This is a genomic window from Streptomyces uncialis (assembly GCF_001905345.1).
GTDB lineage: Bacteria > Actinomycetota > Actinomycetes > Streptomycetales > Streptomycetaceae > Streptomyces > Streptomyces uncialis.
Window position 1 is genome coordinate 51963 of sequence record NZ_LFBV01000002.1, and the last position, 15108, is coordinate 67070.

Annotated in this window: 1 protein-coding gene; it reads right to left on the minus strand. The window is 74.8% G+C overall.

Annotated elements, in window-relative coordinates; all coding sequences use genetic code 11:
* Positions 1-21: 21 nt before the first annotated feature.
* The gene (locus tag AB852_RS08755) at positions 22-15096 is read right to left on the minus strand and encodes a type I polyketide synthase (protein WP_073785781.1); all 15075 of its coding nucleotides are present in this window, start codon (positions 15094-15096) and stop codon (positions 22-24) included.
* Positions 15097-15108: the final 12 nt, after the last annotated feature.

The following is a 15108-nucleotide window of genomic DNA, read 5'->3' on the forward strand; positions in this document are numbered from 1 at the left end:
GGTCCGTGTGCCTGGTCGGTGTCATGACATGCCGAGTTCGTTGTCGATGAAGTCGAAGAGCTCGTCGTCGGTCGCACCGTCCATGCGGCCCTCGATCCCGTCGTCCGCGGCGCCGGTGCCGTTGGTCGCGTCGGGCGCCGGATCGAGGCGTGTCAGGAGTTCCTGGAGCCGGCCGGTGAGCCGGTCGCGGGCCGCGCCGTCGCTGACGCCGTCGCCGAGGGCGAGTTCCAGCTGGTCCAGTTCGGCCAGTCCCGGCACCGGGTCGGGCCCCGGTTCGGGGACCAGTTCGGCGGACAGGTGTGCGGCGATCGCGGCCGAGGTCGGATAGTCGAAGAGCAGGGTCGCCGGGAGCTGGAGTCCGGTGGCGGCGCGGAGCCGGTTGCGCAGCTCCACCGCTGTCAGCGAGTCGAAGCCGATCTCCAGGAGGCCGCGTCCCGGCTCGACCGCGGCGGCGCCGCTGTGGCCGAGCACCATCGAGGCGTGCGAGCGGACCAGGTCGAGCAGCACCCGTTCGCGCTGCGGCCCGTCGAGGGGGCCGAGCCGCTGTTTCAGTGCTCCGGCCCGGTCGGGTCCGGTGTCGGTGGCCGGGCCCGCCGTGGCGCGCCGGGCCGCGGGGCGCACCAGGCCGCGCAGCAGGGCCGGGACCCCGCCGGTGGCGGCCTGGGCCCGTACCGCCGCCGTGTCCAGCCGCAGCGGCAGGACGACCGCGTCGTCCAGTGCCCCGGCCGCGTCGAACAGCGCCAGTCCTTCCGCCGGGGTGAAGGCGACGATCCCGCCCCGGGCGATCCGTCGCAGGTCGGCCTCGGTGAGGCCGCCGGTCATCCCGGTCCGGTTGGCCCACAGCCCCCAGGCGAGGGAGCGTCCGGCGAGGCCGTCGGCGCGGCGCCGGTGGGCCAGGGCGTCCAGGAAGGCGTTGGCGGCCGCGTAGTTGCCCTGGCCCATGCCGCCGAAGACGCCCGCGATGGAGGAGAACAGGACGAACTCGGAGAGGTCCAGGCCGGCGGTCAGCTCATGCAGGTTGATCGCCGCGTCCACCTTGGGTCGCAGCACCAGGTCGAGCTGGTCGGGCGTCATGGTGGCGACCACGCCGTCGGCCAGGACGCCCGCGGCGTGCACCACCCCGGTCAGCGGGTGTGCGGACGGCAGACCGGCCAGCAGGGCCGCGAGAGCGTCGCGGTCGGCGGCGTCGCAGACGGTGATCTCGGCTTCGGCGCCCAGCGCGGTGAGATCGGCGAGGAGTTCCGCCGCCCCTTCGGCGGCGGGACCGCTGCGGCTGGTCAGCAGCAGGTGCTTGACGCCGTGTTCGGCGGCCAGGTGCCGGGCGACGTGGGCGCCGATGGCACCGGTGCCGCCGGTGATCAGGACGGTTCCTCCCGCGTCCCAGCCGGGCCCCCGCCCGGTGGCGGACAGCGGGACCCGGGCCAGTCTGGCGACATGCGCCGCCCCCGCCCGGATCGCGAGCTGGGGCTCCGCGGACGCGAGAGCCTGGGCGAGCGCCGCGGGTGAGGCCTCGTGGGTGTCCAGGTCGAGCAGGACGAAGCGGTCGGGGTTCTCCGTCTGCGCCGAGCGGACCAGGCCCCACACCGCTGCCCCGGCCAGGTCCGGGACGTCGTCGCCGACCGCCACCGCGCCCGAGGTCACCAGCACCAGCCGGGACCCGGCGAGGCGTTCGTCCGCGAGCCAGTCGCGCAGCAGACCGAGGACCGCGCCGACATCGCCGTGCACCGCGTCGCGGAGATCGCCGGACGGCCCGGCCGCTGCCGTGACGGGCGGGCAGGCCGCCAGCACGAGCCGGGGCGGCGGTGTGCCCGCGTCGATGAGTGCGGCCAGTGCGGCGAGGTCCGTCACCGCCCGGCCCGGGAGCGGCGGGGAGCCGGACCACCAGGGTGTCCGCGTACCGAGCACGGTCCAGGACTCCGGGCCGAGGTCGCGGCCCGCAGGCGCGGCGCGCTCGGGGAGAGCCTGCCACTCGGGACGGTACAGCTCCTCGTGGTGTCCGCCTCGCGCGGCCTTGAACTGATCGGCCGAGACCGGCCGGAGGACGAGGGAGCGCGCCGAGGCCACCAGCTGTCCGGTGCCGTCGGTGGCCAGCACCGCGACGGCGTCCCGGCCGGTCGGGGTCAGCCGCAGCCGCAGCTCGGACGCGCCCGAGGCGTGCAGCCGCACCCCGTTCCAGGAGAACGGGAGCCAGCCCTTGGCGGGACCTCGCAGCACGTCGAACACCAGCGCGTGCAGAGCGGAGTCCAGCAGGGCCGGGTGCAGGCCGAACCTGGCCGCGTCCGGCTGCTGCCGCTCCGGCAGGCTCGCGGCGGCGAAGACCTCGTCACCGAGCCGCCAGGCCGCACGCAGGCCCTGGAACGCGGGGCCGTAGGCGAACCCGCCCTCGGCGAAGCGCTGGTAGAGCCCTTCCACATCGAGCGGGACGGCTCCGGCCGGCGGCCATGGCGCGAGGTCCGCCGGGTCGGCCGGTACCGGCTCGTCGCCGGTGGTCAGCAGGCCGCTCGCGTGCCGGGTCCAGGGTGTGTCGGGTCCGCCGCCCTCGGGCCTGGCGTGGACGCTCAGCGGGCGGGCGCCGGAGCCGTCCGGGGCGCCGACGGTGAGCTGTAGCGCGACCGCTCCGCTCGCGGGGAGCACCAGTGGCGCCTCCAGGGTGAGTTCCTCGACCTGGCCGCAGCCGACCTGGTCGCCCGCGCGGACCGCGAGTTCCAGGAAGGCGGTGGCCGGGAACAGCACGCCTTCGAAGACCCCGTGGTCGGCCAGCCACGGATGGCTGCGGACCGAGAGCCTGCCGGTGAACAGGAAGCCGTCTGAGTCGGCCAGTTCGGAGCCGGCGCCGAGCAGCGGGTGATCGGCCGTCAGCAGTCCGGCCGCGGGCAGGTCCGCTCCGGCGGAGCTGCCCTCCAGCCAGTAGCTCCGGCGCTGGAAGGGGTAGGTCGGCAGGTCGGTGGGGTCGGCTCCGCCGCCGGGGTGGACGGCTTCCCAGTCCACCGGGACGCCGTGGACGTGCAGCCGGGCCAGGGCGGCCGTGGCCGTGGCGGCCTCGGGCCGGTCCCGGCGCAGCAGCGGCACCAGCACGGCGCCGTCGGTGAGGCAGTCCTGGCCCATGGTGGTGAGGGCGCCGTCGGGCCCGAGTTCCAGGAACGAGGTGACGCCCTCGCGTTCCAGGCGGCGTATCCCGTCCTGGAACCGCACCGTGCCGCGTACATGGTCGACCCAGTGGTCCGGCGAGCCGAGCTGCTCGGCCGTGACCGGTTCCCCGGTCAGGTCGGAGATGACCTGGACGGTGGCCTCACCCGGCTCGATCCGCGCGGCGGCCTCGCGGAACCCGGCGAGCATCGGCTCCATGAGGGGCGAGTGGAAGGCATGGCTGACCCGCAGCCGGCGGGTCTTGTGTCCGAGCGCCGCGAGTTCGGCGGCGAGTTCGGCCACCTCCGTCCCGTCACCGGAGATCACGGTCGAGGCCGGGCCGTTGACCGCGGCCAGCCCGACGGCCCTCTCCCGGCCCGCCAGCAGCGGCAGCACGTCCTCCTCCCCGGCGCCGAGGGCGAACATCGCGCCTCCGGCCGGCAGGGCCTGCATCAGCCGTCCCCGCGCGGCCACCAGGGCGGCGGCGTCCGCCAGCGGGAGCACACCGGCGACGTGGGCGGCGGCCAGCTCCCCCACCGAGTGGCCGAGCAGGTAGTCAGGACGTACACCCCAGTGTTCGACCAGCCGGAACAGCGCGACGCCGATGGCGAACAGGGCGGGCTGGGTGTATCCGGTGTGGTCCAGCAGGCCGTGGTCGGGGCTGCCGGGGGCCGCGTCGATCACCTCGCGCAGCGGGCGGTCCAGCAGCGGGTCGAGCTCCGCGCAGACCGCGTCGAAGGCGTCGGCGAAGACCGGGAAGCGCGCGTACAGCTCCGCGCCCATGCCGGGCCGCTGGCTGCCCTGGCCGGGGAACAGGAAGGCGGTCTTCCCGGCCGTCCTCCCCGCCGCGCCGGTGACGCCGTGCACCAGGTCCGCCGACGGATCGCCGGAGGCGAGGGCGGTGAGCCCGCGCAGCAAGGACTCCCGGTCCGTGCCGGTGACGGCGGCCCGGTGCTCGAAGGCGCTGCGGTTCAGCGCCAGGGACCGGCCCAGACCGGCGACGGGGAGCTGCGGGTTCCGCTCCACGTGCCGCAGCAGCCGCCCGGCCTGGTCGCGCAGCGCGTCCGCGCTCCGCGCGGACAGCAGCCACGGCAGCGCGGATGTCCCCTGGACGGTCGCGGACGCCGGCGCGAGGACCTTCCGGGGGGTGTCCGCGGGGTCCGGGGCCGGATCGGTGGGCTGTTCCAGGATGGTGTGGGCGTTGGTGCCGCTGACGCCGAACGACGACACGGCGGCCCGCCGGGGGCGACCGGTCCGCGGCCACGGGGTGTCCTCGGTGAGCAGCCGGACCGCGCCGGCGGACCAGTCCACGTAGGGTGTCGGCGTGTCGACGTGCAGGGTCCTGGGCAGTGCCCCGTGCCGCATGGCCTGCACCATCTTGATGATCCCGGCGACCCCGGCGGCGGCCTGGCTGTGCCCGATGTTCGACTTCAGCGATCCCAGCCACAACGGCCGCTCCGCGCCCCGCTCCCGGCCGTAGGTCGCCAGCAGTGCCTGGGCCTCGATCGGATCGCCCAGCCGGGTCCCGGTGCCGTGCGCCTCCACCGCGTCCACCTCGGACGCGGCGAGCCCGGCGTCGGCGAGCGCCGCCCGGATCACCCGCTGCTGGGAGGGGCCGTTGGGCGCGGTGAGACCGTTGCTGGCGCCGTCCTGGTTGACGGCCGAGCCACGGACGAGGGCGAGCACCGGGTGCCCGTTGCGCCGGGCGTCCGAGAGGCGTTCGAGGACGAGCAGCCCGGCGCCCTCGGCCCAGGAGGTGCCGTCCGCGGCGGCGGCGAACGGTTTGCAGCGGCCGTCCTCGGCGAGCACCCGCTGCCGGCTGAACTCCACGAAGGCGCCCGGTGTCGACATCACGGTCACCCCGCCGGCGAGCGCCAGCGAGCACTCCCCCGCCCGCAGCGACCGGGCCGCCAGATGTACCGCGACCAGGGAGGAGGAGCACGCGGTGTCGACGGTCACCGCCGGGCCTTCCAGGCCGAGGCTGTAGGAGATCCGTCCGGACGCCACGCTGCCCGCGCTGCCGATGCCGAGGTAGCCCTCGAACTCCTCGGAGGGCTCGGTGACCCGTGAGCCGTAGTCGTGGTGGCTGCATCCGACGAAGACGCCGCTCTCGCTGCCCTTGAGCGACAGCGGGTCGATACCGGCCCGCTCGAACGCCTCCCAGGACAGTTCGAGCAGCAAGCGCTGCTGGGGGTCGATGGTCAGTGCCTCGCGCGGGGAGATCCCGAAGAAGGCCGGGTCGAAGCGGTCGGCGTCATGCAGGAAGCCGCCCTCCCGCGCATATGTGCTGCCGACCCGGTCGGGGTCCGGATCGTAGAGGCCCTCCAGATCCCAGCCGCGTCCGGTGGGGAAGCCGGAGATCGCGTCCTGCCCGGTGGTGACCAGCTCCCACAGCTCTTCGGGGGTGCTGACGCCACCGGGGTAGCGGCAGCTCATGGCGACGACGGCGATCGCCTCGTCGTCGGGCACCGCCGCCGTCACGGGTGCCCGCTCGGGTTCCGCGAGCGTCGCCGGGCCGGCCGCTCCCAGCAGTTCGGTGCGCAGATGACCGGCCAGGACCGTCGCCGTCGGGTAGTCGAAGGCCAGGGTCACGGACAGCCGCAGCCCGGTGGCCTCGGCGAGCCGGTTGCGCAGTTCGACGGCGGTCAGCGAGTCGAAGCCGATGTCCTTGAACGCCTGGTCGGGTTCCACCGCCTCGGGTCCGGTGTGCCCGAGCACCGCGGCGACCTCGGCGCGGACCAGGTCCAGCAGGGCCCGGTCCCGTTCCGCCGGGGGCAGCGCGGCCAGCCGCAGGGCGGGCGGCCCGGCGCCGTCGGCCGTGTCCCGGGAGCCGCGCGCGGCGGCGAGCACCTCCCGCACCTCCGGCAGATCCCCGAGGGCGGCGCTGGGCCGGAGCGCGGTGAACGCCCGGGTGAAGCGGTCCCAGGCGAAGTCGGCGACCAGGACGGCGGTGTCGTCGTGGTCGAGTGCCTGTCGCAGCGCGACCGTGGCCGACCCGGGGTCCATGGCCGGCAGACCGTCACGGATCAGCCGTTCGGCGACCGCTCCCGAGGCGAGGCTGTCGCCGCCCCACAGGCCCCAGGCGACCGAGGTGGCCGGCAGCCCGAGTTCACGGCGCTGCCGGGCCAGGGCGTCGAGGTAGGCGTTGGCGGCGGCGTAGCTGCCCTGGCCGGTGCCGCCGAGCGTGCCGGCCAGCGAGGAGAACAGCACGAACGCGGTCAGGTCGAGCTCGCGGGTGAGCGCGTCGAGGTTGCGGGCGCCGTCCAGCTTGGGGCGCAGGACTCCCGCCGCGCGTTCGGGGGTGATCGAGTCGATCACCCCGTCGTCCAGTACGCCCGCGGTGTGCAGCACGGCACGCAGCGGACGCTCGGCCGGGATGCCGGCCAGCAGTTCCGCCAGCGCTTCGCGGTCCGCGACATCGCAGGCCGCCGCGGTGACGTCGGCCCCGAGTCCGCGCAGTTCGGCCAGGAGGGCGTCCGCTCCCGGGGCCTGTTCGCCGCGCCGGCTGGTCAGCAGCAGACGCGCGGTGCCGGTGCGGGCGAGCCACCGGGCGATCTGGGCGCCGAGACCGCCGGTTCCGCCGGTGATCAGGACCGTGCCGTCCGGTGTCCAGTCACGGACGGGGGCCGTGTCGCCGAGTCCGGCGTGGACGACCCGGCGGCCGAAGACGCCGGACGCCCGTACCGCCAGCTGGTCCTCGCCGTCCAGGCCCGTCAGCGCCTCGGCCAGCCGGGCCCCGGCCCGGTCGTCGAGCCGTCGCGGAAGGTCGACCAGGCCCGCCCACCGCTGCGGGTACTCGACCCCGGCGACCCCGCCGAGGCCCCAGACCAGCGCCTGGAGCGTACTGTCGATCCGGTCGGAGCGGCCGACCGACACCGCGCCCCTGGTGGCGCACCAGAGCGGGGCGTCGGCGCCGAGGTCGCCCAGCGCCTGGAGCAGTGCGACCGTCAGGGTGAGGCCGAGCGGCAGCGCCGATCCCTCGCCGTGGGGTTCCTCGGCCAGGGCGAGCAGGGACAGCACCCCGGCGGGCGGCCCGTCGCTCCGGTCGTGGGCATCGCGCAGCAGTGCGGCGAAGCGGCTCCGGTCGGCCGCGTCGGGGCCCGCCTCGACCAGGACCGGCGCGGCGCCGTGCCGGCGCAGGGAGTCCACGGCGAACGCGACGGCCGGGTCCTCGGCGGCGCCGGCCGGGGACACGACCAGCCAGCTCCCGGCGAGCCGGGGCCGCCCGGGAGTCGGCAGAGGCTTCCAGGCGACCCGGTAGCGCCAGCTGTCGGCGGTCCGGTCGCCGCGTCGGCCGCGGGCCCAGTCCGCGAGGGTGGGCACCAGGGAGGCGAGGGAGGCCCGCAGTTCCCCGTCCTCGACCCGCAGGGTGGTGGCGAGGGCGTCCAGGTCCCCGTGGTCGACGGCGTCCCAGAACCCGGAGTCGGCCGGGCCGGTGCCGGTCATGGCGGCGGCGGTCCGGTCGGGGGCGCCGGTGTCGAGCCAGTACCGCCGCTGCTGGAAGGCGTAGGTGGGCAGGGACCGCTTGCGCGCACCGGTTCCGGCGAACACCGTCTCCCAGTCCACCGGCAGTCCGCGCACGTGGAGTTCGGTGAGCGCGGCGAGGAAGCGGGCGGGGCCGCCCTCGGCCCGGCGCAGGGTGCCGACGACGGCTCCGTCACCGGCCCCGGCCGCCTCCACGGCCTGTTGGAGCCAGACGGTCAGCGCGGGGTGGGTGCTGCACTCGACGAAGGTGTGGTGTCCGTCGGCGATCAGCGCGTCGACCGCCTGTCCGAACTCCACGGGGCGGCGCAGATTGCTGTACCAGTACTCGGCGTCCAGGGCGAGGGTGTCCAGCGGGCCGCCGCTGACCGTGGAGTAGAACGGGATGCCGGATGTCCGCGGCGCGGTCCCGGCGAGCAGGGTGAGCAGTTCCTCCCGGATCTCCTCCACCTGCGGCGAGTGTCCGGCAAAGTCCACGCCGGGGACCGGCCACGTCAGTACGCCCGCTTCGGAGTACCGTTCGCGCAGTTCCGCCAGGGCCACCGGGTCACCGGAGACCGTCACCGATGTCGGTCCGTTCACGGCGGCGATGTCGAGTGCCCCGTCATAGGCGGCCAGCAGTTCTCGTACCGCGTCCACGGGCTGCGGCACGAACAGCATGCCGCCGCGTCCGGTCAGGGCGAGCAACGCCCGGCTGCGCAGGGCGACGATCCGTGCCGCGTCGTCCAGGGAGAGCGCGCCGGCCACGCACGCGGCGGCGATCTCCCCCTGGGAATGGCCCACCACGGCGTCGGGGACGATCCCGTGGGAGCGCCACAGCTCGGCCAGGGACACCATCACGGCGAACAGCACCGGCTGCACCACGTCCACCCGGTCCAGCGGGGGCGCGTCGGGCTCGTCCCGCAGAACCGCGAGCGGCGACCAGTCCAGATACGGGGCGAGGGCGCGTTCGCAGGCCGCGATCCGCGCGGCGAACACCGGGGCGTGATCGAGCAGTTCCTGGGCCATGCCCGTCCACTGGGAGCCCTGGCCGGGGAAGACGAAGACGGTCCTGGCCGATCGGGCGACGCTGCCGTCGACCAGGCCGGGGGCGCGTTCTCCCTCGGCCAGCGCGGCCAGACCGTCCAGCAGGGTCGCGCGGTCGTCGCCGACGACGGCGGCGCGATGCTCGAACGTGGTCCTGGTGGTCGCCAGGGAGTAGCCGACGTCGACGGCCGGTATCTCCGGACGCTCCGTCAGATACTCGTGCAGTCTCGACGCCTGGTCACGCAGGGCCTCGGGGGTGCGCCCGGACACGATCCACGGGACGGCGACCGGCGAGGCGTGCGGGTCCGGCGCGGCGGACCCGGGGGCGGGGGCGGATTCCGTGGGTACGGCGGGCGCGGCGGGTTCGCCGGGCTGCGCGGGTACGGAACCGGCGGGCGGCTGTTCGATGATGACGTGGGCGTTGGTGCCGCTCAGGCCGAACGAGGAGACCCCGGCCCGGCGTGGCCGGCCGGTCCGCGGCCAGGCGGTGGCCTCGGTCAGCAGGGAGACGGCGCCCGCCGTCCAGTCGACGTTCGGGGACGGCCGGTCGATGTGCAGGGTCCGCGGCAGCTGTCCGTGGCCCATCGCCAGCACCATCTTCATGATGCCGGCGACCCCGGCGGCGGCCTGGGTGTGCCCGATGTTGGACTTCAGCGACCCCAGCCACAACGGCCGGTCGGCGGGCCGGTCCTGACCGTAGGTGGCCAGCAGCGCGTCGGCCTCGATCGGATCGCCCAGCCGGGTGCCGGTGCCGTGGGCCTCCACCGCGTCCACCTCGGCGGGCGTCAGCCCGGCGTTCGCCAGCGCGTCGCGGATCACCCGCCGCTGGGCCAGCCCGCTGGGCGCGGTCAGCCCGTTGCTCGCGCCGTCCTGGTTGATCGCCGAGCCGCGCAGCACCGCCAGCACCGGGTGGCCGTTGCGGCGGGCGTCCGAGAGGCGTTCCAGCACCAGCAGGCCCACTCCCTCGGCCATGCCGAAGCCGTCCGCCGAGGCGGCGAAGGACTTGCAGCGTCCGTCCTCGGCGAGTCCGCGCTGCCTGCTGAAGCCGGTGAACGACAGCGGGGTGCCCATCACCGTCGCGCCGCCGGCCAGCGCCAGCGCGCACTCGCCCGAACGCAGCGACTGGGCCGCGAGATGCACCGCGACCAGCGATGAGGAGCAGGCCGTGTCCACCGTCACGGCAGGCCCCTGGAGGCCCAGTTGGTAGGCGACCCGCCCGGACAGGACACTGGTCGAGATGCCCGCGATGAACAGCCCCTCCAGTTCGTCGGGGACATCCCGCAGGGTGCCGCCGTAGCCCTGGTAGGACGCACCGGCGAAGACCCCGGTCCTGGTGCCGTGCAGGGACGTCGGATCGATGCCGGCGCGCTCGATCGCCTCCCAGGAGGTCTCCAGCAGCAGCCGCTGCTGCGGGTCCATCGCCAGCGCCTCGCGCGGCGAGATCCCGAAGAACCCGGGGTCGAACCGGTCCGCGTCCTGGACGAATCCGCCCGCGGCGGCGTAGCTCCGGCCGGGCCGGTCGGGGTCCGCGTCGTAGAGCGTGTCCAGGTCCCAGCCGCGGTCGGACGGCAGCCCGGAGACCGCGTCGCGCCCGTCGGCGACCAGGCGCCACAGTTCCTCGGGGGTACGCACCCCGCCGGGGTAGCGGCAGCTCATGGACACGATCACGATCGGGTCGTCGTCCGTGGCGGACACCACCGGCGGGGGCGGGGAGACGGCGGCGGGGCGCTCGGCCGCTCCCAGCAGCCCGGTCTCCAGATGCCGGGCCAGCGCGGTGGCCGAGGAGTAGTCGAAGACGACGGTGACCGGAAGCCGCAGCCCGGTCGCGGCGTTGAGCCGGTTGCGCATGTCCACGGCGGTCAGCGAGTCGAAGCCGAGGTCGCGGAAAGCACGGCCGGGGGCGACGGCGTCCGGCGAGTCATGACCGAGGACGGCGGCCGCGTGGGTACGGACCAGGTCGACCAGCACCCGTGTCCGCTCGGCCGCCGGGAGCGGACCCAGCCGCTCGCGCAGCACCGACGACGTCCCGGCGGTGCCGTCCGGGCCGGTGGCCTGGTCGGCGGCCAGCGCGGCGCGCACCTCGGGCAGTTCGGCGATCAGCGGGCTGGGACGCGCCGAGGTGAACACCGTCGCGAAACGGTCCCAGTCGATGTCGGCGACCAGGACCACCGTCTCGTCGTGGTCCAGTACCTGCTGGAGTCCTGTGATCGCGACGGCGGGCGGCATGAAGAGGACGCCGTGACCACGCAGGGTCTCCTCCACCAGTTCGGCCGCCATCCCGGCCCCGCCCTCGGGGTTCCAGATCCCCCACACCACGGAGGTCGCGGCGAGGCCACGGCTGCGGCGGTTCTCGGCGAGACCGTCGAGGTAGGCGTTCGCGGCGGCGTAGGCGCCGTGGTCGGCACTGCCCCAGACCGCGGAGATGGAGGAGAACAGCACGAACGCGTCGAGCGGGTCCCCGTCGAACAGCAGGTCCAGGTTCCTGGCTCCGCCGACCTTGGCGTGGAGGGTGTCGGCGAACTCGTCCAGATCGGTGGTGGGCAGCGGCACCAGCAGTCCGGCCCCCGCGGCGTGGAAGACGGTGCCGATCCGGTGGCCGTCCTGTTCGAGGTTGTCCTTCAGGGCGCGCAAGGCGTCCAGGTCTGCGACATCGCAGGAGGCCAGGGTGACCCGGGTACCGAGAGCGGCCAGTTCCTCGGAGAGCTCCGGCGCGCCGGGCGCGTCCGCGCCGCGCCGGCTGACCAGCACCAGGTGCCCGGCTCCGCGCCGGGCCAGCCAGCGCGCGATCTGCGCGCCGATCCCGCCGGTACCGCCGGTGATCAGCACGGTGCCGCCGGGTCGCCAGGTGCGCCGCGGTGGGGCGTCGCCCAGTGGGGATCTGACCAGACGTCGGCCGTGGCAGGCGGTGGCCCGCACGGCCACCTGGTCCTCGGCGCCTGCCGCGCCGGCCAGCACCCGGCACAGCCGCGGGGCGGTGTCCTCGTCCAGGTTCTCCGGAAGGTCGATCAGACCGCCCCAGCGCTGCGGGTACTCCAGGGCGGCCACCCGGCCGAGGCCCCAGAGCAGGTTCTGCTCGGCGCTGACCGGGCTCCCGGTGTCCGCGCCCCCGACCGATACCGCGCCCCGGGTCGCCCACCACAGGGGCGCGTCGACCCCGGCGTCACCGAGGGACTGCACCAGGGCCAGGTTCTGCGCGGTGCCCAGCGGGACGGCGGGGTGGGCGGGGTGCGGGCGCTCGTCGAGGCCCAGCAGCGACAGCACCCCGGCCACCGGACCGGGCACCGGGCCGAGGGCCTCACGGACCCGGTCGGCCAGTACGGCGCGGTCGGCCTCCGCCTCGGTGAGCCGCACCTGGACCACCGTGGCCCCGCCCTGTTCCAGGGCCCGGACGGTCGCGGCCGACCGGTGTGCCTGCTGCCCGGACCGTTCGGCCGGCGACAGCACGAGCCAGGTGCCGGTCAGTGCGGCCGCGGGGCCCTCGGGCAGGGCCCGCCAGGTCACGCGGTAGCGCCAGGAATCCACCACCGAGCGTTCCCCGCGCTCGGTGCGCCAGGTGGTGAGCGCGGGGAGCACCACGTTCAGCGGGTCCTCGGGGTTCACCCCGAGGGTCGCGCTGAACCGGTCCAGGTCGCCGCCGCCGATGGCCTCCCAGAAGTCGTCGCCCTCCGAGGACCCTCCGCGTCCACCGCCCGGTACCGCGCCGGTGTCCTCCAGCCAGTACGGGCGGCGCTGGAACGGGTAGGTCGGCAGGGAGACGCCGTCCGAACGGTGTCCGGCGAACACCTGCTCCCAGTCGGGCGACAGTCCGCCCGCGTGGGCCTCGCCCAGCGACAACAGGAAACGGTCGAGGCCGCCCTCACCGCGCCGCAGCGTACCCAGTACCACCGCCGGGCCCTGCGCGGAGTCGGCGGTGGCGGCGGCGTCGGCGGTCTGCTGGACACCGAAGTTGAGCACGGGGTGCGGGCTGGGCTCCACGAAGAACCGGAACCCCTCCCCCAGCAGCCCGCGTGTCGCCTCCTCGAACCGCACCGTCTCCCGCAGATTCCGGAACCAGTACGAAGCATCCAACGACGCCGTGTCCAGCCAGCCACCCGTCACCGTCGAGAAGAACGGCACCGAACCCGTGACAGGAGCGATCCCGGCCAGTTCGGACAGGAGTTGTTCGCGGATCTCCTCCACATGCGCCGAGTGAGAGGCATAGTCCACCTCGATACGACGCGCCCGTATCCCCTCCTGAACCAACTGCTCGACCAACTCGGCGACCGCGTCCGCGTCGCCCGACACCACCGTCGACGACGGACCATTCACCGCCGCCACCGACAACCCGCCGTCCCAGGAGGCGATCCGCTCCCGCACCACATCCACCGGCAGCGGCACCGACGCCATGCCGCCGCGGCCCGCCAGCGCACCCACCGCACGGCTGCGCAGCGCCACCACCCGCGCCCCGTCCTCCAACGACAGACCACCCGCCACCACGGCAGCGGCGATCTCCCCCTGACTGTGACCCACCACCGCATCCGGCACCACACCGAACGAACGCCACACCTCCGCAAGCGACACCATCACCGCCCACAACACCGGCTGCACCACATCCACCCGAGCCAACGAACCCGACGAACGCAACACCCCCGACAACGACCAATCCACATACGGCGCCAACGCCCGCTCACACTCAGCCATCCGCCCCGCGAACACCACCGACCCGTCCAACAACCCCGCAGCCATCCCCACCCACTGCGAACCCTGACCCGGGAACACCAACACCGAACGGCCGGTCGACACTCCGTCGCCCCGGACCAACTGCGGTACGGATCGGCCTTCGGCCAGCGCCTTCACTCCGTCGAGCAGTCGGTCCGGGTCCTCGCCCACGACCACGGCCCGGCGCTCGAAGGCCGTACGTGTGGTGGCGAGTGCGCGGCCGAGCTCGCCGGGCCGCAGCGGTCCGGGGCCGGCACTCAGATGTGCCAGCAGCCGGGCCGCCTGGTCCCGCAGCGCTTCATCGGTCCGCCCGGACAGCGGCCACGGCAGCGGGTGCGCACCGGGATCGGTCGCGGGGCCGGTGACGGGAGCGGTCTCCTCCGCCGGGACCTGTTCCAGGATCAGATGGGCGTTGGTGCCGCTGACGCCGAAGGAGGACACCCCGGCCCGGCGCGGATGCCCCGTGTCGTCCCAGGCGCGGGCCTCGGAGAGCAGTTCCACGGCCCCCGACGACCAGTCGACCATGGGGGTCGGCCGGTCCGCGTGCAGGGTCCGGGGCAGTTCGCCGTGCTGGATCGCCAGCACCATCTTGATGACGCCGCCCACCCCGGCCGCCGCCGAGGTGTGGCCGATGTTCGATTTCAACGAGCCCAGCCACAAGGGCTGCCGGGCGGGGCGGCCCTGCCCGTAGGTCGCGAGCAGCGCCTGGGCCTCGATCGGGTCGCCCAGGGTCGTACCGGTGCCGTGCGCCTCCACCACGTCCACCTCGGACCCGGCCAGCCCCGCGTCCGCCAGCGCCGCACGGATCACCCGCTGCTGCGCCGGACCGTTCGGCGCCGTCAGGCCGTTGCTCGCACCGTCCTGGTTCGTGGCCGAACCCCGTACCACCGCCAGCACGCGGTGGCCGTTGCGCCGCGCGTCCGACAGCCGCTCCAGCAGCAGTACGCCGGCGCCCTCGGACCAGCCGGTGCCGTCCGCGTCGGCCCCGAACGCCTTGCAGCGTCCGTCCGCCGCCAGCGCGCGCTGGCGGCTGAACGCCACGAACGCGTCGGGGGTCGCCATCACCGAGACCCCGCCGGCCAGGGCCAGCGCGCAGTCACCCGCCCGCAGGGCCCGGATCGCCAGATGCAGGGCGACCAGGGAGGACGAGCAGGCCGTGTCCACGGTCACCGCGGGCCCCTCCAGGCCCAGGGTGTAGGCGATCCGTCCGGAGACCACGCTGCTCGCGGTCCCGGTGTCCAGCAGGCCCTGGACCTCGGGGAGATGACGGGAACCCGCGCCGTAGCCGTTGCCGATCGCCCCGAGGAAGACACCGGTGCCGGTCCGCCGCAGCGCCCGGGGATCGATCGCCGCCCGCTCGACCGCCTCCCAGGCGGTCTCCAGCACCAGCCGCTGCTGGGGGTCCGTCGCCAGCGCCTCACGCGGTGAGACGCCGAAGAATTCCGCGTCGAACTCGGCGGCCTCGTGGAGGAATCCGCCGTGCCGGGTGTAGGAGGTGCCGGGCCGGTCGGGGTCCGGGTCGTAGAGGGCCCCGACGTCCCAGCCGCGGTTGACCGGCCATTCGGAGACCGCGTCGACGCCCCGGGAGACCAGGTCCCACAGCAGCTCCGGGGAGTTGGCCCCGCCGGGATAGCGGCAGGCCATGGAGACGATGGCGATCGGTTCGTGGCGGGCCTGCTCGGCTTCCCGCAGTTGCCTCCTGGCGTCACCGAGATCCGCGGTGGCGCGCCTGAGGTAGTCGAGCAGCTTCTTGTCGTCGGACATCGGTGCCAGCTC

What these genes read in the sequence shown, in the direction of transcription:
- AB852_RS08755 (WP_073785781.1), bottom strand. Translation starts at nt 15,096, where the DNA reads ATGTCCGACGACAAGAAGCTGCTCGACTACCTCAGGCGCGCCACCGCG.